We start from the raw sequence: 22,517 nt of genomic DNA, 5'->3' as shown, positions 1-22,517 counted from the left end.
GGGGTCTCGGATCGGGGGTGCCGTTATTGGCCATTTCATATAGCGGTACAGGATTTATCCGCTATCGCTTCGGTGTCCGTACTCGTCCACGAACCGCTCCAGAACGGCTCATATTCCACTCAAACGAGGCCATTGAGCGGTGCTGGCGTGGGGCCGACACGCCTTTTTGACCGGCCCTCGGACGACAGCGTATGCGAATCGCACGCCTGCTGACGGATGACGGTCCAGTCACCGGCGAATACGTCGACGGCGTCGTTCACGCCGACGACGGCCAGTACACAGTCGGCCGCGATGGACGACTGCTCCCGCCGTGTGAACCGACCGCGCTGTACTGCGTCGGCCGGAACTACGCCGCCACCAACGACCAGATGGACTACGACCGGCCCGAGGAGCCGGACTTCTTCATCAAACCCCCGACGGCACTGCTCGCACACGAGCAGGATATCCCCTACCCGCCGTTCTCCGACGAACTCACCTATGCTGGTGAACTGGCCGCAGTCATCGGTGAACGGTGTCACGACCTCGACCCGGCCGACGTTCCCGATGCCGTCAGAGGCTACACGATACTGAACGACGTCGACGCGTTGGACCAGCAGGGCCGAACCGCGCGAAAGGCCTTCGACGGGTCCGGGCCCCTGGGGCCGTGGGTCGAGACCGACGTCGACCCCACGGCCATCAGCATGTACACCGACATCAACGACGAGCGCCGCCAGTCTGCCAACACCAGCGAAATGCTGTTCGGTCCCCACGAAGTGGTCGCGTACCTCTCGGAGCGGTTCACGTTCCGCCCTGGCGACGTCGTCGCCTTCGGGAGTCCGGCGAACCCAGGCACAGTTGCGCCCGGTGATACGATTGAGATAACCTACGATGGCGTCGGGACGCTCCGAAACACGGTTGTCGAGCCGTAGCGGGATCCGAAACACTGGAATCACCGCTTAGCAACTTTCTTCGGCCCTTTCCACCAGAGCAGTGTATCTGATCGCTCAGCAGTGATAAACTGCTATCCGATATACGAAATCACTGCAGCCGAGACCGAATCGTCTCCGCGGTCTGCTCGCCGATGCCGTCGACAGCCGTCAGTTCTTCATCAGAGGCCGTCCTGACGTTGTCCACACTGCCAAAGCGCCGGAGCAACCGCTTCCGCGTCTCGGGGCCGATGCCGGGCACGTCGTCGAGCGTCGTCGACACCTCGTCCCGGAGCGTCTGGTGGTACTGCACGGCGAATCGGTGGGCCTCGTCGCGAATCCGCTGGAGCAGGTGGAGCTGCGGGGCGTCGTCATCCCAGTCGTGCACGCGGTCGGGCGTGATAACTAGTTCCTCGTCTTTCGCCAGTGCGATGGCCGGCACGTCCCAGCCGGTCTCGGCGAGGGCGTCGCGGGCCGCCCCGAGTTGGCCGTCGCCGCCGTCGATGAGCAGCAGGTCTGGGTCCGGCCGGTCGTCCCTGCCCTCGACGGCGCGCGCGGCCCGCCAGCGGAGGAGTTCGCGCATGTTCGCGTAATCGTCGTTTTGCTCGGTGAGCTTCTTGCGACGGTAGTCGCCCTTTTCCGGCGTCTCGTCGACGAAGGTGACGTTCGAGCCGACGGCCGACCGGCCCTGTGCGTGGCTCACGTCGAAGCCCTCGATGCGGCTCGGGCGGTCGATGCCCAGGGCGTCGGCCAGGCGGCCGGTCTCGTCGTCCGTCCCGCCGCGCTGGCGGGCGTTTTTCAGCGCGAGATCGACCAACGTCGCCTCCCGCCCGGCCCCGGGCACGCCGAGCGTGACGCCCTCGCTCTCCAGCCAGGCTTCGATGTCCGGATCGGCGGGGTCCTCGGCACAGAGAATCCGGTCGGGTAGCTCCCGTTCGGCGTAGTACTGCGGGATGAACGCCCGATACACGCCGGCAGTGCCTTCGCCGTCCGGGGCCTCCAGCGTGTGCCGGTCCCGTTCGACGAGCTTGCCGCCCTCGGCGTGGAGCCGGGCGACGATAGCGCGTTCGCCCTCGACGGCAGCACCGAGCACGTCCGTCGTCTGGTATCCACCGGAGTCGCTGACAGCGGTGTCGCCCTCGCCGTGGAGCGCCTCGACGGCCCCGAGCTTGTCCCGGAGGTTCGCGGCGCGCTCGAACTCCTGGTTCTGCGCGGCGGCCTCCATCTCGCGGCGCAGCGGGTCCGCGAGAACGCCGGTCTCGCCTTCGAAATATCGGGTGACGGCTTCGACGTCCTCGGCGTACTCGGTCTCGCTGATCTCGCCGGTGCAGGGCGCGGTACAGATGCCCATCTCGTAGTCCAGACAGGGTCGGTCCCGGTTGCCGTACTTGTGGTCGGAACACCCCCGGAGCCCGTACGTCTCCCGTAGTGCCTTCACCACCGTCTCGACCCGCCCCTTGTCGGTGAACGGCCCGTAGACGGTTGCGCCGTCCTCCGGGTCGCGTGTCACCTCGATTCGGGGGACGGCATGGTCGGTCAACTGGACCAGCGGGTAGGACTTGTCGTCTTTCAGCCGGACGTTGTACGGCGGCCGGTGGCGCTTGATGAGGTTGGCTTCGAGCAGCAGCGCCTGCGTCTCGGTGTCGGTGACGGCGAAGTCGATGGTCTCGGCACGCTCGACCATCTTGGCGATGCGCTCGCTGCGCGGATCGGCATAGGAGCGCACGCGGTCCCGCAGATCGACGGCCTTCCCGACGTAGAGGACTCGGCGCTTGTCGTCCCGGCCCTGTTCGAACAGGTACACACCGGGCTCCCGTGGCAGCGATCCCGCGCGCTCCCGAACCCCGTCGGCGTCCATTAGATTCGGGTTGGTGCTCGGCAGAGTTGAACGTCACGGGAGCGGGTCGTCGGGCGGCGACTGGTCCGCGTTCCCGGTGTCGGTGGGTGTCGCGTCCGGAACGATGGCGGCCTCGATCCGGTCGACGACGCTCTCGTCGTCCGGCGCTGTCAGTTCGATGTCGTCGTCGCCGGCGACGCGCACGACGAGCAGTCGGTCGCGGCTCCAGAGGTAGACCCCGAGGACGACAGCGGCAAAGGCAAGCGCGAGGCCGCCGAAGAGGCGCATCAGGTCGTCCAGTTGCGCCATCAACGTCAGCATCGTCTGGAGCATCCCCAGCATCCCCCCGATGCCAACGGCACTGGCGGCACCGCCGCTGTCCAGTGAGACGTTGCCCACGAGACCGTCGAGGCTCACGGTCGTCCCGGCGGCCACCAGCACGACGCCGACGACCAGCGCCTTCACGCCGAGCTCGAGGAACGACCAGTCGCCGCTCGTGGTGACGTCGACGCCCTCGACGTTGGGGCGGTCGACCTGTCGGTAGTTCGATCCCTCGCGGTCCGGTGTGAACACGAGGACGCGGTGACTCGTCACGACGACCCCGCCGCGGTCCAGCCGAACGTCCGCTTCGATCACCTCGCCGTCGTACAGGAGGCTCTCGGCCCGTGCGACCCAATCCATACAGCCCCTTTCCCGCGGACACCCGTATATTCTCCCCCCGTAACCGCTAACTGTGCGCCCTCGAACATGACAGTATGACCGCCGATCCCCGCTGCCCTCACTGCTCAGAGAAAGTCAGTGCGACCGCGACGTGGTGTATGCACTGTGGCCGGGACTTCGATAGCCCGGTCGACGCCGGAACCGGGACGACGGTTCTCGATGCCGGCGGCAGTCAGACCACGTCGGACTTCGAAGCGGCGCTCAACGCCGGCGACCTCGACGGTATCCAGAACGCGCTCGTGCAGAGCGACAACGGACCACGGCTGGTCGGCGTCGTGCTCGCCGGTATCGCGCTGTTTACGCTCCCGCTCGTGTCGCCACCGGGCGTTACGCTGTCGTATCTCCTTGTCGTCGCCGGCGTTGGAGCAATTGCTGCGACGCAGTCGACGTTCGACGCGGCGATCAGAACCGGCGGGAAGGCACTCGCGCTCGCACCCTTCCTGCTGGTGTTTATCGACGTCTTCCTCGGATACCTGTTCGGCGGAACGGTAGCGACCAGTGCCACAGTTCTGGTCGGCCCGGCAATTTACGCCGGTCTGGTCATGTACGGCGTCCGCCGGTATCGTCGGCGCTGAGTGGTCTACGTTGGCCCGACTGAATTGAGTCATCGTGCATCTCAGCCAGCGTGTCAGCGACCTGCTCGACTGCCCTATGGGCGATGGCCGCTCGTTGGGCGTCCGTGAGCGGGGCGTGGCGACCCATGTGCATGTTTATCACTCCCATTAGCAAATACCTCATGTAGAGTACAATCGCTGTCTGAGTTATTCCCGCGGGCGCGGACAACCGTGACGGTGACGGCGATAACTTCCCGCCGGCCCCGGCCGCTGCTGGGGTGAGGTGATGTCCTTCGCCCGGTATCAAAACTACCATGCCCCCCGGATTCGAGAGTCCACCTACTACAGGTGGTTCTGTGACCGAAAAACGCGAATACAAAGACGACTACCAGGACAAGACGCTGTATCTCCCGGGGCCGACAGAGGTGCGCGAGGACGTTATCGAGGCGATGGCCGAGCCGATGTTCGGCCACCGGATGGACCGGATGACGGACCTCTACACCACCATCGTCGAGGACACGAAGGAGTTCCTCGGCACCGACAACGACGTTATCGTGCTCACGGCGTCGGGGACGGAGTTCTGGGAGTCGACGACGCTCAACCTGGTCGAGGACAGCATGCTCGTGCCGACCTCCGGCGCGTTCAGCGAGCGCCAGGCCAACGTCGCAGAGCGCCTCGGCAAGGACGTCGACCGCATCGAGTACGACTGGGGCCGGGCGGTCAAACCCGACGACATCCGCGACGCGCTCGAATCCGGCGACTACGACGCCGTCGGGGCCGTGATGAACGAGACCTCGACCGGCGTCCGCAACCCCGTCGAGGAGATCGGCGACGTGGTCGCGGAGTACCCGGACACCTACTTCATCGTCGACGCTATTTCCTGTCTCGGCGGCGACCAGATCGACATCGAGGCCCACGGCATCGACGCCATCTTCACGTCCACGCAGAAGGCCTTCGCCATGCCGCCCGGACTCGCGGTCTGTGCCGTCAGCGATGCGGCCTACGAGCGGGAACTGGAGAAAGACTCGGCGTCGTGGTACGGCGGCTTCCAGCGCTGTCTGGACTACTACGACCGGAAGGGCCAGACACACTCCACGCCGGCGATTCCGCTCATGCTCGCCTACCGCAAACAGATGAAGCACATGCTCGATGAGAGCCACGACGCCCGCGACCAGCGCCATCGGGAGATGGCCGAGTACACGCGCGAGTGGGCCCGCGAGCATTTCGACCTCTATCCCGAGGAGGGCTACGAGTCCCAGACAGTGACGTGCATCGAGAACACGCAGGGCATCGACGTCGCAGAGACGGTCGAGGCCGTCTCCGAGGAGTACGACATGGTGTTCTCCAGCGGCTACGGAGACATCAGCGAGGAGAGTTTCCGAATCGGGCACATGGGCGAACACACCGTCGAGAGTATCAAGGAACTAACCGACGCAATCGAAGACGTAGCCGACCTGTAACTCAGACGAGAACCGACGAAAAACGGGGATTATGGCCCGATTTGGGGCGGTCTGCTTCCACAGCCTGGCGTTTTCACAGTCTGATAATGCTGGGAAGAGTATATTACTACTAACTGTCTTGGTGTAGACAGACGAACCATATGAGTAAAAGTAACAGGCGAAGTGGGGACAGCGATTCTTCGACACCAATGAATGTGACCCGAAAACAGTTCGACTGGAGCGAGACGCGACCGAGCGCGGCAGTGACTGAGTACATCTCCGCCATGACCGGCCGGGAGCAGACTGACTTCGCACCGCTGTACGAGACTGTCGACCCAGAAGCACTCGACTCACTCATCGACTCCTCGGACCGCTCGTCGCCGGTCAGCATCTCGTTCGAGTACGCCGGCCACTCCGTCACCGTCCGGAGCGACGGGGAACTCGTCGTCGAAGCGCCGAGCGCCAAAATCGGCCGATAGCCGCCACCTTCTGCAGTCGTTATCCTCTCTTTACCGTTCTAACGGGTGGTAGCGCTGTGGGAAAACTACATCTCTGTTTCTGTCTGTTGTTTCGTCAGTTCTGCGGCCGGGAGCAGAGCCGTTTTTGTACGCGAGACGCAACACTTCTCCACCATGACCACTGCCGAGGACGTCGCCGGCAACCCCTATATCTCCGATCCGCGGACCGAATTTGCACCCGTGGAGGACATCGACGCCGAGACCGCCCGCGAGCAAGCCGACCAGTTGCGCGAGGCGATCCGCTATCACGACTACCGCTACTACGTCGAGAACGATCCAGTCATCAGCGACCGGGCCTACGACGCGCTGTTCGACAGGCTCCAGAGACTCGAATCGGCGTTCGACCTCGACACCGACGGCAGTCCGACCCAGCGCGTCGGCGGCGAACCGCTGGACGAGCTTCCCGAGGTCGAACACGTCGCACAGATGGGCTCTATCGACCAGGGTGGCGAGGAAGCTGACGTTCGAGAGTTCGACAAGCGGGTCCGAAACAGCCTCGATGGCGACGTGCAGTACTTCTGCGAACCGAAGTTCGACGGCCTCTCTATCGAGGTCGTCTACGAGGACGGCGTCTACCAGCGGGCCGCGACCCGCGGCGACGGCGAGGTCGGCGAGGACGTGACAGAGAACGTCCGTACCATCTCCAGCGTTCCCCAGCGGCTCCGCGGTGACTACCCCGACGTTCTGGTCGTCCGCGGTGAGGCGTACATCCCGCGGGACGCCTTCACGGCGTTCAACCGCGAGCGTGTGGAGCGGGGCGAGGACCCCTTTGCGAATCCCCGCAACGCCGCTGCCGGGACGCTCCGCCAGCTCGACCCGTCGGTGACCGCAGAGCGTCCGCTGTCGGTGTTCTTCTTCGGTGTCCTCGACGCCTCGGTCGATTTCGAGAGCCACAGCGGGATACACGAACGGTTCCCCGATTGGGGTCTCCGTGTGTGTGACCGGACTGCCGTCGTCGACGAGATCGACGCCGCCATCGACTACCGGAACGACCAGCACCGGGCCCGCGACGACCTCGATTACGAAATCGACGGTGTCGTTATCAAGGTCGACGATTTGGACGCCTGCGACGAACTCGGCTCGACCGCACGCGCCCCGCGGTGGGCCTTCGCCTACAAGTTCCCGGCTCGCAAGGAGGAGACGACGGTGCGGGACATCGTCGTGCAGGTCGGCCGGACCGGCCGGCTCACCCCCGTCGCGCTGATGGACCCCGTCGAGGTCGGCGGCGTCACCGTCTCCCGCGCCTCGCTGCATAACCCTTCGCTCATCGCAGACCTCGGCGTCGACGTGGGCGACCGCGTCCGCATCAAGCGGGCCGGGGACGTCATCCCGGACGTCGTCGAAGTGCTCGACGATGACGGCGACGGCCACTTCGAGTTCCCGGACACCTGCCCAGCCTGTGACAGCCCGGTCGAGCGCGATGGCCCGATGGCGTTCTGCACCGGCGGCCTCACCTGCCCCGCCCAGCGCGAGCGCAGCGTCGAGCACTACGCAAGCCGCGACGCGCTGGACATCGAGGGCCTCGGCGAGAAGGCCGTCCAGCAACTCCTCGACGCTGGCCTCGTCTCGGACCCCTCAGACCTGTACGAACTCACCGTCGAGGACCTCACTGACCTGGAGGGGTGGGGTGAGACCAGCGCCCGGAACCTCGTTACTGAGATGGGCGACGCCCGCGAGCCGCCGCTTGCGAACTTCCTCGTCGCGCTGGGTATCCCCGAAGTGGGCACCGTCACCGCACGAAACCTCGCTCAGGAGTTCGGCACGTTCGAGGCGATACTCGACGCCGCTGACGACGGCAACACCGACGCGTTCGAGGCCGTGCCCGACGTGGGTTCGACCGTCGCGCGCTCAATCGTCGAGTTCTTCGAGGGCGAGGGCAATCGTGCCGTCATCGACCGCCTGCTCGACCACGTCACCCCACAGGCTGCCGAGGAGACGGGTGGTGACGCCCTTGCGGGTCTGACGTTCGTTTTCACCGGGTCGCTCGACGGGTACACTCGCAGCGACGCGCAGGACCTGGTCGAGCGCAACGGCGGATCAGCGACGAGCAGCCTCTCCGGCAACACGGACTATCTGGTGCTCGGCGACAACCCCGGCCAGCGGAAACAGGACGACGCGGAAGAACACGACGTGGAGACGCTCAGCGAAGCCGAGTTCGAGGCGCTACTGGAAGACGCGGGCGTGCTGTAATCGCGGGTCCCGGACGCAGCCGTCGGCCGTGGTGAGACCTCCCGGAACCGAACTCAATACGACTGATCGCGCCGCTCCCTGTCTGGCGGTGACCCTCGGTCTCGGCCATATTTATTTGTTCGTGCACCGCCAACTACACAAAATAATGGACCACTCTGGTGATTCGGTCCGTATTCTCCACGTTGATGACAACTCCAACTTCGCCGACACGACCGCGGCGTTGCTCGAACACGAGGACGACCGGTTGTGCGTCGAGACGGCGGCGAGTGCCGAACAAGCGCTAGAGACACTCTCTACGGGCCAGTACGACTGCGTCGTCTCGGACTACGACATGCCGGACCAGAACGGGATCGAGTTCCTTGAAGCCGTCCGCCAGCACTACCCGGAGCTCCCGTTCATTCTCTACACCGGGAAAGGGTCCGAGGAAATCGCGAGCGATGCGATCTCTGCGGGCGTGACCGACTACCTCCAGAAGGGTTCGGGCGCCGAGCAGTACACACTGCTCGCAAACCGGATCAGAAACGCTGTCGACGCACATCGGTCCCAGCGAAAACTCGACGAGCGAACCCGTCGGCTGGAATCGCTCATCAGTAGCCTCCCGGGCATGGTTTATCGCCGTCTAAACGCGCCGGGATGGCCAATGGAAACCGTCGAGGGCGAAATCGAACCGCTCACCGGCTACACAGCCACGGACTTCGAGACCGGGGCGGTAACCTGGGGTGAGGACGTACTCCATCCGGCGGACCGCGACCGGATCACGGAGACGGTCCAGGAGGGGCTCGCGGCCGACGGCGAGTTCGAGATGACCTATCGGATTATCACTGCAGACGGCGCCACGAAGTGGATGTGGGAACGCGGCCACCGCGTCCCCGGTGCGGATGCTGACTCGGCCGTGCTGGAGGGGTTCGTCACCGACATCACCGACCGCAGGGAGCGAGAACGGGAGCTGCGACGGTACGAGCGGATGGTAAACACGATGCAGGAGGCGGCCTGCATCTACGACACGGAGGGTCGGTTCGAGGTTGTCAACGAGTACTTAGCCTCGTTCTACGGGACATCGAGGGACGAACTGGAAGGTGAATCGAGCCAGCTCCTGCCCAAGATCAGGAGCGAGCACGAGGAGGACCCATACCAAGAGCTGATCGACGGCGACCGCGACGAACTCCGTGGGGTGGTGAGCGGCGAGTTTTCCGGCCACGGGTACGAAGTGCTGGAGTACCGCCTCACGCCGCTGGAAGTCGATGGGCAGGTCACGGGCGTGGTCGCCGTCACCCGCGAAGTGACGGAACAGTGGGAGCACGAAAGATAGGTCGCCAAGCAGCGTTCGGTTCGGGATCGGCGGTGTCACACCCCCGGGTGATGTGTTCACTGCGGTAGTCAGCACACAGAAAAACTGCGAACCGGCGCGTGAACAGCGGCGGCGCGCTACAGGTCCTTGTTTTCGAAGACGTAGTAGCCGGCGACCAGCGGGACGACCAGCCACAGCAGGAGGTAGCCGATGACCGCAACCGTCCCGTACTGGGGCGGCAAGGCGGCGTTGGTACACTCGACACCGGTCTGTGTCATCTCGAGTGTCCCGCCCAGCATCTCCTCACACGTCACCTGCGGACTCGACGTCAGCAGGAGCCGCGAGCGGATCGGCGAGCCCTGCAGGATCTCCCGGACGAGCGTGCGGTACGCGGCGATGGGGCTCAGCAGCGAGACGAACAGCTCGACGTGGAGCTGGGTCACCTCGCCGATGTTCGCGTGGTCCGACAGCAGGTTCCCGAGCCCCGCGCCGAGGTTCGACCAGAACACCTGCAGGTAGACGTAAATCCCGAGCGACGCGGCCATCGTCCGTCGTGCGGTCTTCATCGCCGCCGAGAGACCGATCGCGAACGCCGTGAACACGACGCCGTAGGCCATCGTGACGAGCGCGAACAGCAGGAACGACTCCCACGCGATCTCGATCTGTGACGGGAGTATCACTAATAGCGTCGTCAGGAATCCGACCGTGACCGGAATGAGCGTGATCGCGCTCCGGCCGACGAACTTGCCCGCGAGCAGTTCGCCGCGCGTGTACGGGAGCGAGAGCAGTATCTTCAGGGAGCCTCGCTCGCTCTCCCGGGCGATTGCGGCGTAGCCGATGACGATTGCGACTGCGGGGAGCAGCGGCGCTGCGATCGGCAGTGCGAACCGGACGTACGCATCTGTCGTCAGCGACGCCCCCGCTTCGGCGAACTGCTGGCCGATGTTGAAATACAGGCCGAGCAGCGCCGGCAGCGCGAAGAGGACGATGAAGATGAACGAGAGCACCCAGATCCACGGCGAGCGGACCGTATCGCGGAACTCCTTTTTCGAGATGGGGTACCAGTCGGCGAACTCGGAGTTCTTGATGCTCGTATCGACGTCCCCGAGGAAGCGCTTGACGGGGTTCTGTTCGGTGCTCATGCGTCGACCTCCGCCTGTTCTTGCTCCTGTTGCTCGGTGTAGGCGGCGAACACTTCATCGAGCGACGCTTCCTCAGTCTCGAAGTTGGCGACCTCGCCCCCGCTTTCCTCGACGGCATTGAGGACGGCCATCTTCGCATCGCTGTCACAGCCGACAGTGAGCGTGGTCCCGTCCGCGGTCACCGTCGAGACCTCGTCGAGCTCCTCGATAGCCGCGACCGCGTCGTCGGTGCCGTCGCCGTCGGCCAGCGTCACGCGGAGGACGGTGTCCCCGGCGGCGGCCTCACGCAGCCCGGCGACGCTGTCTTTCGCGATGAGACGGCCGTTCTGGAGGATACCGACCGTGTCACAGACGGCCTCGACCTGGCCGAGAATGTGACTGGAGAAGAAGACGGTCGCGCCGCGCTCGTTCTCCTCGCGGATGAGCTCCCGCATCAACCGGGCCCCGTTCGGGTCGAGCCCGGTCGTCGGCTCGTCGAGAATGAGGAGGTCTGGCTCGCCGACGAGCGCCATCGCCAGCACGAGGCGCTGTTGCATCCCCTTCGAGTAGCCGCCGGCCTTGCGGTCGATGGCGTCGGCGATGCCGACTCGCTCGGCCAGTTCGTCAGGTACGTCGTCTGCGTCTTTCGACTCGATGACAAAGGAGAGGTGCTGGCGACCGGTGAGCCGGTCGTACACGTCGTAGCCTTCGGGGAGGACTCCAGTGCGGGCACGAATCTGTTTTGGTTCTTCGTGGATGTCGTGACCGAGCACCGTCGCCGACCCGTCGGTCGCGCGGACGAAATCCAGGAGGATGTTGATCGTCGTCGACTTCCCGGCCCCGTTCGGGCCGAGGAAGCCGAAGATCTCGCCCTCCTCGACGGTGAGGTCGACCCCTTGCAGCGCGGTGAGGCTCCCGAACTGCTTGGTGACGCCATCCAGTTCTATCGCTGCCATACGGCCGGTTTGTGACGGCCGCCTGTATAGTCTTTCGTGTTCGAAATATCAGCCGAAATGGAAGTACAGAGGTTCAACTGTTCCAGCGGCCGCTTACACCTCTGCGTCGGGGTCGTGGCGCTCGGCCATCCGCTGGGCCTCCGTGGCGTAGCGGTCTCGGGTCTCTGCTTCGTTCACGGGTTCGAGTCGCTCGGGTTCGACGTCGATGGCCGCCGTAATCCGTTTGCGTCTCAGCAGATTCGGTGAGAGCTGTTTGGTCAGGTGGCGGTCGCCTTCCGGGGGCGCGTAGATGAGCGTCACCATCCGTTCGTCGCCGAAACTGGAGCGTTCGACCAGCCAGCACTGGACCGTCTCCTCGTCGTCGGTCATTGCTGTTGGGTTGCTTCGCTTGCGGTTTATATCTTACAACCATCCGGTGGTCCTCGGTACAGCAACTACTGCGACGATGACAGGCGCGCCGTCCCCGCCACTGACAGCAGATTTATGGCGACAGCGCCGGGACGGTACGGTAATCCGACGTGGTCTCCGACGACTCGCCCTTCGATGACGTATCGGCAGACCGGGACTACCTCCGGGTACTACTCACTGCCGTGTGTGTCGTCGCCGTGGTACTCGCGACGGCGATGCTCCCGATTCTGTCCCCCGGTGGGACACAGAGTCCGATGGAGTCCCTCGTGCCGCTCCCCCAGGAGAACCCGCTCGGGTCTGGAGGGGGGACCTCGACCGGCGGCAGCGGGGGGCAACTCGGCGCGCTGAACCCGGGAAGCCAGACCGATGTTGGCGGGTCGCTCGACAGCGGTGACAGCCCGTACCGGTCACAGGACACGGAGCCGCATTTCACCGTCACGAGCTCGGAACCGGCGTACTGGCGGACCGGCGCGTACGAAACGTACACCGGCACGGGCTGGGACGGGCGCGCGGACCCCGAGGCCTACGAGGGGGCGATGGCGGTCGACGGAATGACCGACACGACGGTCGACTACGAGGTTCGACTGGCCAAGTCCGCCACGTCGCTGCCGACCGTCTGGCGGCCGAAATCGGTCTCCCGCGAGGACGTGATGGTCACAGAGTACGGCGCGGTCACGTCCGAACGGCCGCTGCCCGCCGGAACGACCTACAGCGCGACCAGCGTCACGCCGCCCGACGATCCCGAGGTGCTGCAGACGAGCGGGCGGGACTACCCCGACGAAATCGAATCGCGCTACACGGGCGTGCCGGCCTCAACCTCGGCCCAGGTGGGGCCGTTCACCGACCGGCTGACCGAGGACAGCGACTCGCCATACGAGACGGCGGCGACCATCGAGCAGTGGCTGGAGGCGAACAAGAACTACTCGCTGAACGTCAGCCAGTCGCCCGAGGACGACGTGGCCTCGGAGTTCATCTTCCAGATGGACAAGGGGTACTGCGAGTACTTCGCCACCTCGATGGTCGTAATGCTGCGCAGCCAGGACATCCCGGCCCGCTACGTCGTCGGCTACTCGACCGGCGAGCGGACTGGCCAGAACGAGTACACCGTCCGCGGCATGAACGCCCACGCGTGGGTCGAGGTGTACTTCGAGGGCGTCGGCTGGGTGCAGTTCGACCCGACGCCGGGCCAGGAGCGCCTGGAATCCGAACAGCAGGCGATGCAAAACAGCAGTCAGGAGTACAGCGCCGCGGAGTCCGGGAGCCCCGACGAGGAGTTCGCCGTCGGGACGCCGACGGGCGAGACACAGACCGAAGCCCCGACTGATGGGGCGGGGCAGGAGTCTGGCAGTGACGAAAGCGAGGGAAGCGAGACAAGCGATAGCGAAACAGGTGACGGTGACGGAACCAGCGGCTCGGGCGACGGCCAGTCGGTCTCCCAGTCCGGCGAGTTCGTCGTCGAACTCAACCGGACGGCGACGCCGGGCGCGGCAGTGGCGGCGACGGTGACCCGCGACGGCGCGCCGGTCGAGGGAGCGGCCGTGTACTTCAACGGCGAGCCGGTCGGAACGACGGGGCCGGACGGCACCGTTTCCGGGACGGTCCCCTACGAGGCGGAGCTGACGATTACCGTCGATGCGCCCGACGAGGAGGCATCGCTCGCCGCGCCGTCGGTCCCGCGTGACAGCACTCGCGCGTTTGCTGTCGCCGGCCCGCGGGCCCAGCAGTCGACGAACGCGAGCTACGAACTGAACACCAGCGCGTCCGTGAGCGTCACCGGCGAGCAGGTCACCGGAGGCGAGGTGACCGTCACCGCGACCGTCGACGGCGTGCCGGTGCGGGACGGCGACGTACTGCTGGATGGCGAGCAGGTGGCGACGACGGACCGGCAGGGACGCGCGGCGGTCACGCTCCCGACCGAGCCCGGGAACGTCTCGGTTGCCGTCGAGCGTGACGCCGTCAGCGGCAACACGACCGTCGTACTCGAACGGCTCTCTGTGGCAACGTCGCCGACGCTCCCGTTGGCCCTGCCCGCGGCCGGCCAGACGGTGAACGCGACGATGGGCGGTGAGCCGGTGACGAACGCGACGGTCGCGGTTGGTGGGGAGCCGACGGCCCGGACCGGTACGACCGGCCGGGCGACGGTCGGCCTCCCGCTCGCCGCCAGCGCCGAGATCTCGGTCTCGAAGTACGGCCAGACGGCCACGACGACCGTCGGGGGGCTGTTCGTCAACGCCGCGGGTGTCGTGCTCGCTCTCGGCGTCCTCCTCGGCGGCACAGTACTCGGCGCTCGTCGGCGGAACGTCACGCCCGGGACGCTGCTGGAGTGGGTGCGGGCGGCCCGCGAGTTCGCCGTCGGGGCGCTGGTCGGCGTCGCGGTGGTTCTCGATGATCTGCTGGGCCGCTTTCGCACGCGACTCGAACTCACTGTCACGGCGATCCGAGACCTGCTCGTCGGCCGCCGGTCCCCCGGTGCGCTGCTCGACGCGCTACGAGCGTGGGTTGACGCACGCCTTTCGGCCGCCGAAGACGCAGCCGGCGATGCGGTGGCGGCCGTCTCCGCGACCGCATCTAATGGGGGAGACGGGACGCCCGCGGCCCGGGTCACCATCCGCGAGGCGTGGACGCGCTTCCTGACCCACGTTTCGCTCCGGCGGTACTGGACGCGGACACCCGGGGAAATCGCGACTCACGCCATCGAACGGGACGACCTCCCGCCGGCCGCGGTTCGGACGGTCCGGGACGCGTTCCGGGCGGTCGAGTACGGCCAGCGGGACCCACAGGAGCACGTGGCGGCCGTCGAGGAGGCGATTCGGACCATCGAAGCGGCCGCCGGGCAGCAGTCCGGCGCGACCGACGACACTGACGACGCGACGGGGGGACGGCCCTGATGCGCCTGCGAACGGTCGTCTTCGGGACTATGGGGCTGCTGGCGACCGCCGTCGCGGCCTCCCTGATCTTTGCTCCGACGGCCGCCGGCGAGTCGCTGGTCGCCGTGTTCGGTAGTGTTGCCCCGACGACTGCCCTCCTCGCTGGGAGTCTAGTCGTCGGACTCTGTTCGGTCTTCGCCGGCTGGCTGGGTGGGCTCCTCGGCGGTGGCTCGCCGACCGCCTTCGACGTGGCCGTCGACAGCCCGCCGGAAGACGTGACGGCGACGGAGGGGCGGCTGTTCGCCGCCGACATCGACGCGGCCATCGACGACGCGGTTGCGGGCGACGACGCGGCGATGGACACGGTCACCGAGCGACTCGCCGCCGCGGCGACGACGGCCTACGCCATCGGCACTGGCGTCTCGCAGGCGGACGCCCGGCGGGCGGTGCAGACGGGCACCTGGACCGACGACGCCGTCGCGGCGGCGCTGCTCTCGCCGACGGAGCCCCAGTCGCTGCTGGCCCGACTGCGCCTCTGGCTCGACCCGGAGAGCGAGCGCCGCCGCCGCATCCGCCGGACGGTCGACGCTATCGAGCAGGTGTCGGGGGGTGCGCGCTGACGATGCATCGCCGCGTCCGACGCTGGAGCGGCGGCCTCGCGGCAGCGCTGTTTCTCGTCAGCGTCTCGCTGCTGACCGCCGAACCGCTGTTGCTCGCGGCGACCGCAATCCCGCTCATCTACGTCGCCTACGGCGCGCTGTCGCGGGTGCCGCCGGGAACCGATCTGCAAGCGGCACGGTCCGTTTCTGACGCCCAGCCCACACCGGGTGAGCCGGTCGAGATCGAACTCACGCTCACGAACACCGGCAGCAGTTCGCTGACCGACGTGCGGGTCATCGACGGCGTGCCAGAGGAATTGGCCGTCGTCGAGGGATCGCCGCGGCTCTGTACCTCGCTACGGCCAAACGAGAGTGCCACGCTGTCCTACGCCGTGATGGCGAAGCGCGGGACATACACGTTCGACGCCGCCGCGGTGCGGGTGCGGACGCTGTCGGCCAGCGACGAGGTGACCGTCGACCTGCCCGTGGCCGGCGACGGAGCGCTGACGTGCTCGAACACCGTCTCCGAGGTGCCGATGGCCGACGCGACGCTCCCGCGGGCGGGGACGCTTCCGACCGACACCGGCGGGAGCGGCCTCGAGTTCCACTCGACGCGGAGCTACCAGCCCGGTGACCCGGTCAACCGCATCGACTGGCGGCGCTACGCCAAGACCGACGAGCTGACGACCATCGACTACCGGGAGGAACAGGCCGTCAGGACGGTGCTGGTCGTGGACGCGCGGCCGCCGGCCCGCGTGACGCCGGAGCCGGGATTCCCGACCGGTGCCGAACTGTCGGCCTACGCCGCCGAGCGCCTGTTCGACGCCCTCTCCCGGACCAGCGTCGTCGCGAGCGTCTGTGCCGTCGGACTGGCCGCGGAGGATGTCCCCGGCGGGCTCGGTCCCGACGGCCTGGCGTGGGTCGACGCCTCGGGCGGTCACGCGGCCGCCCACGCGAGACAGGTGTTTGATAGCGTGGGCCGCGCCGCGGCCCGGCAGTCGGCTGCCACCCCGGCCGGTGACGCCGACGTGTCCGGCGACGGGTCGTCCCCACAGCCACAGGGCGGAGATGCGCGGGTGACGACGGCTGACGGCGGCACAATCGAGGACCCGGACCTGCTCGCCGTGCTCGCTCGACTCCCGCCGACCGCGCAGGTGGTCGTGTTCTCGCCGGCCGCCGACGACTGGCCCGTCTCGCTGGTGTCGTCGCTTGCGGTCCGTGACTACCCGTCGACGCTCGTGAGTCCGTCGCTGACCCGCGGGGACTCGCTCGGTGCGGCCGTCGCCGGTACCGAACGAATCGCCCGGCTCCAGCGGGCCGAACTGTCCGGCGCGACCGTCATCGACTGGGACCTCGACAGCCCCATCGACGTGGCGCTCCGCGCCTCGCTCGCGGACCTGTTCAGCGTGTAACTATGGACGACCACACCACACTCTCGACCCGGATGCCTTGGACCAGCCTCGCTACCGTCGTCGGCGTGACGGCGGTGCTGGTCGCGGGACTGCTGGGAACCGTCTCCGCCGACCGGGCCGCTATTGTCGGTGCGGCCACTGGTGTTCTGTTAGCGCTCTCGCTGTGGCTGAGTGGCTGGGACCGCTGGCAGGCGGTCGGGACGGTACTGGCCAGCGTCCTCGCGCTGCCGGTCGCCGTCGGGCTCTCGGTCGCCACCGGCGGCTCGGTCGTCACGCTCGGTGCGGAACTGTTTCCAGTCTCCTCGCAGGCCGGCGTCCGACCGGCAGTCGTCACGCTGGTGTCGCAGGTGTTCGTCGTCCTCGGCTGCCTGACCGCCGTCTTCGGTGCGACCGCGGCCACCCGCGGCGTTGTCGATATCGAACGGGTGGGGACCTACGGCGGCGTTGTCGTGCGGACAACCGTCGTTCCGTTCGTCGTCGCCCTCGCGCTGTTCACGCGAGGTGCCGTCGACTTCTTGCAGTCCAACGCCGATACTCCAGGCGTCCAGCAACTGACCGGCGAGGTCCTCACTCGGGTGCTGGGGCCGGTGTTCGACCCGGTTCCCGGCCGAACGCATATCGCTATCTTCAGTCTGCTGCTCGCCCTCGCCGCCGCGGCGCTGGCCCGCGGACTCGACGCCTTGCCGCTTTCCGAACTCGTCCCGGAAACGAGCGACGCGCCCGACATCGACGGGACCGTCGGCGCCGTCGAGCGGACGCTCCGCTGGACGGGCCGGCTCGCCCTGCTGGCCGCGCCAGTCGCCGGCCTGTTCGAACTGGGTCTCGGCCAGGAATCCATGGCCGAGTTACTCCCTGGCGGGCTGTACGACCTCATCGTCGCAGTCACAGCCGCGCCGGGCCTCCGCGGCCTCCTCTGGTGGCTGTTCCTCGGCGGGACGGTCGCTTCGGTGGCCGTCTGGTTCCTCCGGCGCGCGGTCCAGAGTTCGGCCGACCGCGTCGGGTCCGTCCTCGCGCCATACGTCGGTGGGGGCGTCATCACGCTCGCCGCGGTGGCGGTCGCGGGGCCGGCGGTCGGTGCCATCGAGATGGCGCTCAGGGCAACGCCGGCCGCGACCGCCGTCGATCAGCTTTTGGCTCCGATACTGGACGTGTACGGCCCCGAGACCGTCACGCTGGCGCTGACCGTCGTGGCGCTGTTTTCGGTCATCAGCGCGACCGGACAGCTATGGGTGGCGCTGGCGACGAGCTATCTGTGCGAGCGGACGGCCGGCGTTACGCTCGCTGCGGCCGGCCTGTTCGGTGCGAGCGCGTTCGCCGCGACGCTTTCGACGCCGACGTGGTTAGTGCTCGCGGGTCTGGTCGGTGCGGTCGTCGTCTGGGACGCCGGCTCCTTCGGGACGACGCTCGGGCGCGAGGTCGGCACCGGGACCGCGACGCGCCGCGCGGAACTCGTCCACACCGGCGGGACCGTCGCGGTCGGCGGCGTCGGTGCGGCGGCGACGCTGGGTCTGTCTGAGGTCGCCCAGGGCGCTGTTGCTGTCGCGCCATCGGTCGCCGTGGCGGGCCTCGTGGTCTGTCTCGTCGCCGTGCTGGCGCTGGTGGCTGCGATACGATAGGGCCGCACCGAACAACCCTTTGTGCAGTGCTGTCAAGCCGACAGTATGACCGATCAATCCCCGCGAGAACGGGCCAGAGACAACGCGACGGAACTCGCCGCTTTGGCGGTCACCGGGTTCTGGCTCGTTGCCCTCGTCACCGGTCAGGAATGGTGGCTCGCGGCGCTGCTCGTCGGCTACGTCGTGGTCGTCCCGTTGACTGAACTGCTGTACGGCGATGCGGACGAGGAGGCGGCGGAAGGGAGTGTCGACGAGACAGAAGCGGTACAGGCGTCGTCTGCCGATACCGACGAAACACCGCTGGAGCGCCTGCGCCGCAGGTACGCCGAGGGGAAGCTGACCGACGAACAGTTCGAACGGAAACTCGAGCGACTGCTGGAAACGGAGACGCTGGAAGATGTCGAAGACGGTGCAGCGGTGCGGGAGCGCGAAACCGAGCGGCCCTGAAACGCTCAGGGGCTGACGGCCGGCACTTCGACGCGGTCCAGCACGTCGTCGACGACAGTCGCCGGGTCGACGCCGCGGACGCCCGCGTCCGCGGTCAGGACGAGTCGGTGGGCGAACGCCTCCTCGACGACGTTTTTTACGTCATCGGGCACGGCGTAGTCGCGGCCGTCGAGGACCGCGGCGGCGCGGGTCGCCTCGAACAGCCGCTGGATGCCCCGCGGGGAGACGCCGACATCGACGCGGTCGTCCTCGCGAGTGGCGCGGCCGAGTTCGACGACGTAGTCCCGGAGCGTGCCGTCGACGGTGACCGTTTCGACAGTCCGCTGGAGCGCCGGCAGGCGCTCGCCGTCGATGACGCTGGTGACGCTCGGGGCCTGGGCCGTCCGGTCGGCGCGGCGGTCGATGAGTTCGCGCTCGCCGCCGAAGTCGGGGTAGCCCATCGAAGTCTTGACGATGAAGCGGTCCCGCTGTGCCTCGGGCAGGCCGAAGGTCCCCTCCTGTTCGACGGGGTTCTGCGTGGCGATGACGAAAAACGGGTCGGGCAGGTCGTGGGTCACGCCGTCGACGGTCACCTGCTTCTCGCCCATCGCCTCGAGCAACGCGGCCTGGGTCTTGGGTGGCGCGCGGTTGATCTCGTCGGCCAGCACGACGTTGGCGAAGACGGGGCCGGGCTGGAAGTCGAACTCGCCGGTGGCCTCGTTGAACACGTTCGAGCCGGTGATGTCGGACGGCAGCAGGTCCGGCGTGAACTGCACCCGTTTGAACGAGAGGTCGAGTGCCGTCGCGAACGACTGGGCGGTGAGCGTCTTCCCCGTGCCGGGCACGTCCTCCAGCAGGACGTGGCCCCTGGCGAGGATGCCGGTCATGACCGTTTCGAGGAAGTGGTCGTCGGCGATGACGGCACTGCCGACCGCGTCGAGGATCTGTCGGCTGGTTCGTCCGGCAGTGTCGTGGTCCATACCGGCGTGTAGACAGCCACCGACAAATACCCTCTCCCTCGGTTTCGCCGGCGGGCGGCCCGATCCCGTGCCATCTTCTCACAATCAGAGAGTATTGCCGTAACTCTGAGTTATAGATAGCTAGAGATATATGCATACTGCACATGACTAACGACTACGGATTCGGGACGCGCTGTGTCCACGCCGGCCAGGAGGAGCCGGACCCGGCGACAGGGGCGCGCGCGCCGCCCATCTATCAGACTTCGTCGTATGTCTTCGAGGACGCCGACACCGCGGCCGACCGGTACGCGCTGGAGGACGACGGCAACGTCTACTCGCGGTTCGACAATCCGACTGTCCGGATGCTCGAAAACCGTATCGCGTCGCTCGAAAACGCTGTCGACGCCGTCGCGACAGGGTCCGGGATGGCCGCGCTCGACGCCGGCACGTTCGTCCTCGCGGCCAACGGCGACAACGTCGTGACGGCCTCCTCTATCTACGGCGGCACGCATTCGTACTTCTCGAAGACCGCCAGCCGCCGGGGAATCGAGACGCGGTTCGTCGACACGCTCGACCCGGACGCATACGCCGAGGCCATCGACGAGGACACGGCCTACGTCCACTTCGAGACCATCGGCAATCCCTCGCTCGTGACCCCCCCGATGGAGGAGATCGCCGACGTCGCCCACGACCACGGCGTCCCCGTCTTCGTCGACAACACGTTCGGCACGCCAGCGCTGTGTAATCCGCTCGACCACGGCGTCGACCTCCTCTGGGAGTCGACGACGAAGTGGATCCACGGCTCCGGGACGACCGTCGGCGGCGTCCTCGTCGACGGCGGCTCGTTCCCCTGGGACGAGTACCCCGAGAAGTTCCCGGAACTGGGCGGCGAGAACGAGGCCTTCGGCAAGAACTTCACCGAGGCCTTCGGCGACCGCGCCTTCTCCGTCGCTGCCCGCCAGCGCGCCCTCCGCTCGCTGGGTGACGGCCAGAAGCCCTTCGACGCCTGGGCGACCCTCCAGGGAGCCGAGACCCTCTCCCTGCGGATGGGGCGCCACTGCGAGAACGCGATGACCGTCGCACAGCACCTCGACGACCACCCCGAGGTCGCCTGGGTCACCTATCCCGGACTGGAGAGCCACGAGACCCACGACCTGGCACAGCAGTACCTCTCCGGTGGGTTCGGCGGCATCGTCACCTTCGGGCTGGAAGCCGGCTACGACGCCGGGCGGCGGTTCTGCGAGGAGACTGAACTCGCGCAGTTCCTCGCCAACATCGGCGACGCGAAGACGCTGGTCATCCACCCGGCCTCGACCACCCACGCCCAACTCAGCGAGGAGGAACAGCGAGCCAGCGGCGTGACGCCGGACCTCCTCCGGTTCAGCGTCGGCATCGAAGACCCCGAAGACATCATCGCAGATATCGACGCCACAATCGACCGTGTGACATGAACGTCGAACACAACACTGTCTCAGTCGGCGAGTTCGAGTTCGATGCCGGGGAGACGATTCCGGACCTCGAAATCACCTACGAGGCCTACGGGGAGTTCGACGGCGACAACGCGGTGCTGGTCTGTCACGCGCTGACCGGCAGCGCCCACGTCGCCGGCCGCGACCGGGTCGACAGCGCCGACCAGGCGCGCGCCTGGTGGGACGACATCGTCGGACCGGGCAAGGCTATCGACACCACGGAGTACTACGTCATCTGTGCGAACGTGCCCGGCTCGTGCTACGGGTCGACGGGGCCGAAGAGCGAGAACCCGGAGACGGGCGAGCCCTATGGCACCGACTTCCCGCCGGTCACCGTCACGGACTGGACCGAGGCCCAGCGCGCCCTGCTGGACGAACTCGGGATTCCCCACCTCCACGCCGTCGTCGGCGGCAGCGTCGGCGGCATGAACGTTTTGGAGTGGGCCAAGCGCCACCCGGACCACGTCGACCGCATCGTCCCCATCGCCGCCGCCGCGCGACTGGACACGCAGTGTCTCGCGCTGGACGCCATCGCCCGCCGGGCCATCACGACCGACCCGAACTGGAACCAGGGCCACTATTACGGCGAGGATCAGGACCCACCGAGCGACGGCCTGGCGCTGGCCCGCCAACTGGGCCACGTGATGTACCTCTCGAAGGCGTCGATGGAGCGTCGCTTCGGCCGCCGCGCCGCCGGTCGGGACGCCGTCCGCACGTTCCCCACCGACGCCGCGGGCGCGTTCTTCCCGTACCGGGACGTGGAGTCGTATCTCGACTACAACGCCGAGAAATTCACCGAGCGCTTCGACGCCAACAGCTACCTCTACCTGACCCGGGCGATGGACAACTACGACCTCGCCGCCGGGTTCGAGTCCGACGCGGACGCGCTGGCGGCGTTCGACGGCGACGCGCTGGTGATGTCCTTTACCGCCGACTGGCACTTCACCACCCAGCAGGCGGAGGCCCTGGCCGACTCGCTCCGGGAGGCCGACGCGAACGTCGCCCACCACGTCATCGACTCCGACCACGGCCACGACGCGTTCCTCGTCGAACCGGACAACGTCGGGCCGCCGCTCGCGGACTTCCTTGACGCCGGCGTCGACGGCAAGGCCGTCACCGATTCTGTCGTCGAGGACAGCCAGGAGAGTGATTTCGCACCGGTCCACAATAGCCTCTTCTCGCGGTAGCGGTGCGGGCGTGCGGTCCGTCAGCCCGCGGGTTTGCTGACACGAT

At 67.1% G+C, this 22,517-nt stretch carries 19 protein-coding genes; 13 read left to right on the top strand and 6 right to left on the bottom strand.

Annotated elements, in window-relative coordinates; genetic code table 11:
• Positions 1-191: 191 nt before the first annotated feature.
• Positions 192-908: a fumarylacetoacetate hydrolase family protein gene (locus tag ACOZ4H_RS00375; RefSeq protein ID WP_424327459.1), complete on the top strand. Its 717-nt coding sequence runs from the start codon at positions 192-194 to the stop codon at positions 906-908.
• A gap of 109 nt (positions 909-1,017) precedes the next feature.
• On the opposite strand, the gene ACOZ4H_RS00370 is transcribed toward ACOZ4H_RS00375, so the two are convergent.
• The gene (locus ACOZ4H_RS00370; protein WP_424327458.1) at positions 1,018-2,763 is read right to left on the bottom strand and encodes an excinuclease ABC subunit C; all 1,746 of its coding nucleotides are present in this window, start codon (positions 2,761-2,763) and stop codon (positions 1,018-1,020) included.
• A 33-nt stretch (positions 2,764-2,796) separates the two neighbouring features.
• Entirely contained in the window at positions 2,797-3,423 is a 627-nt protein-coding gene (locus ACOZ4H_RS00365; RefSeq protein ID WP_424327457.1) for a hypothetical protein, read from the bottom strand.
• A gap of 137 nt (positions 3,424-3,560) precedes the next feature.
• Between ACOZ4H_RS00365 and ACOZ4H_RS00360 the strand changes: the two genes are divergently transcribed.
• The 5 genes from ACOZ4H_RS00360 (at position 3,561) to ACOZ4H_RS00340 (ending at position 9,472) form a co-directional block, all read left to right on the top strand.
• Positions 3,561-4,037, top strand: a complete 477-nt coding sequence (locus tag ACOZ4H_RS00360; RefSeq protein ID WP_424327456.1) for a hypothetical protein — start codon at positions 3,561-3,563, stop codon at positions 4,035-4,037.
• Between the two features lie 335 nt (positions 4,038-4,372).
• A complete protein-coding gene (locus tag ACOZ4H_RS00355; RefSeq protein WP_424327455.1) occupies positions 4,373-5,476 on the top strand; it encodes a pyridoxal-phosphate-dependent aminotransferase family protein in 1,104 nt (367 codons plus the stop codon).
• Between the two features lie 188 nt (positions 5,477-5,664).
• Entirely contained in the window at positions 5,665-5,934 is a 270-nt protein-coding gene (locus ACOZ4H_RS00350; RefSeq protein WP_424327454.1) for a HalOD1 output domain-containing protein, read from the top strand.
• Between the two features lie 153 nt (positions 5,935-6,087).
• On the top strand, positions 6,088-8,163 hold the full coding sequence (ligA, locus tag ACOZ4H_RS00345; RefSeq protein WP_424327453.1) for an NAD-dependent DNA ligase LigA: 2,076 nt from the start codon (positions 6,088-6,090) through the stop codon (positions 8,161-8,163).
• Between the two features lie 145 nt (positions 8,164-8,308).
• The gene (locus ACOZ4H_RS00340) at positions 8,309-9,472 is read left to right on the top strand and encodes a response regulator (RefSeq protein WP_424327452.1); all 1,164 of its coding nucleotides are present in this window, start codon (positions 8,309-8,311) and stop codon (positions 9,470-9,472) included.
• Between the two features lie 116 nt (positions 9,473-9,588).
• Here ACOZ4H_RS00340 and ACOZ4H_RS00335 read toward each other — a convergent pair whose 3' ends face one another.
• From ACOZ4H_RS00335 to ACOZ4H_RS00325, 3 genes are all read right to left on the bottom strand, one after another.
• Positions 9,589-10,593: an ABC transporter permease gene (locus tag ACOZ4H_RS00335; RefSeq protein WP_424327451.1), complete on the bottom strand. Its 1,005-nt coding sequence runs from the start codon at positions 10,591-10,593 to the stop codon at positions 9,589-9,591.
• Positions 10,590-11,528 (bottom strand): ATP-binding cassette domain-containing protein, encoded by a 939-nt coding sequence (locus tag ACOZ4H_RS00330; RefSeq protein WP_424327450.1) that lies wholly within the window; start codon positions 11,526-11,528, stop codon positions 10,590-10,592. The genes ACOZ4H_RS00335 and ACOZ4H_RS00330 overlap by 4 nt, the downstream gene beginning before the upstream one ends.
• Before the next feature lie 93 nt (positions 11,529-11,621).
• Complete coding sequence (locus ACOZ4H_RS00325) at positions 11,622-11,897, bottom strand: hypothetical protein (protein WP_424327449.1); 276 nt, start codon at positions 11,895-11,897, stop codon at positions 11,622-11,624.
• A 149-nt stretch (positions 11,898-12,046) separates the two neighbouring features.
• Here ACOZ4H_RS00325 and ACOZ4H_RS00320 point away from each other — a divergent pair, with 149 nt between their 5' ends.
• The 5 genes from ACOZ4H_RS00320 to ACOZ4H_RS00300 are packed head-to-tail and all read left to right on the top strand — an operon-like array spanning position 12,047 to position 18,877.
• Positions 12,047-14,824, top strand: coding sequence for a transglutaminaseTgpA domain-containing protein (locus tag ACOZ4H_RS00320; RefSeq protein WP_424327448.1), 2,778 nt, complete (start codon positions 12,047-12,049; stop codon positions 14,822-14,824).
• Entirely contained in the window at positions 14,824-15,423 is a 600-nt protein-coding gene (locus ACOZ4H_RS00315; protein WP_424327447.1) for a DUF7269 family protein, read from the top strand. Before ACOZ4H_RS00320 ends, ACOZ4H_RS00315 begins: the two co-directional genes overlap by 1 nt.
• Positions 15,424-15,425: 2 nt before the next feature.
• A complete protein-coding gene (locus ACOZ4H_RS00310; protein ID WP_424327446.1) occupies positions 15,426-16,814 on the top strand; it encodes a DUF58 domain-containing protein in 1,389 nt (462 codons plus the stop codon).
• A 2-nt stretch (positions 16,815-16,816) separates the two neighbouring features.
• Positions 16,817-18,430 (top strand): DUF7519 family protein, encoded by a 1,614-nt coding sequence (locus ACOZ4H_RS00305; RefSeq protein WP_424327445.1) that lies wholly within the window; start codon positions 16,817-16,819, stop codon positions 18,428-18,430.
• A 45-nt stretch (positions 18,431-18,475) separates the two neighbouring features.
• Complete coding sequence (locus ACOZ4H_RS00300) at positions 18,476-18,877, top strand: SHOCT domain-containing protein (RefSeq protein ID WP_424327444.1); 402 nt, start codon at positions 18,476-18,478, stop codon at positions 18,875-18,877.
• Positions 18,878-18,882: 5 nt separating this feature from the next.
• On the opposite strand, the gene ACOZ4H_RS00295 is transcribed toward ACOZ4H_RS00300, so the two are convergent.
• Positions 18,883-19,836 carry an AAA family ATPase gene (locus tag ACOZ4H_RS00295; protein ID WP_424327443.1) on the bottom strand — a complete coding sequence of 318 codons (954 nt, stop codon included), beginning with the start codon at positions 19,834-19,836 and terminating at the stop codon, positions 18,883-18,885.
• Positions 19,837-19,979: 143 nt separating this feature from the next.
• Between ACOZ4H_RS00295 and ACOZ4H_RS00290 the strand changes: the two genes are divergently transcribed.
• Positions 19,980-21,266 (top strand): O-acetylhomoserine aminocarboxypropyltransferase/cysteine synthase family protein, encoded by a 1,287-nt coding sequence (locus ACOZ4H_RS00290; protein ID WP_424327442.1) that lies wholly within the window; start codon positions 19,980-19,982, stop codon positions 21,264-21,266.
• A complete protein-coding gene (gene metX, locus ACOZ4H_RS00285; RefSeq protein ID WP_424327441.1) occupies positions 21,263-22,471 on the top strand; it encodes a homoserine O-acetyltransferase MetX in 1,209 nt (402 codons plus the stop codon). The genes ACOZ4H_RS00290 and metX overlap by 4 nt, the downstream gene beginning before the upstream one ends.
• Positions 22,472-22,517: the final 46 nt, after the last annotated feature.

Source organism: Haloarcula amylolytica (genome assembly GCF_049705545.1).
GTDB classification, from domain to species: Archaea; Halobacteriota; Halobacteria; order Halobacteriales; family Haloarculaceae; genus Haloarcula; species Haloarcula amylolytica_B.
The sequence above is the reverse complement of the archived record's forward strand: the minus strand, read 5'-3'. Positions and strand labels throughout refer to the sequence as shown.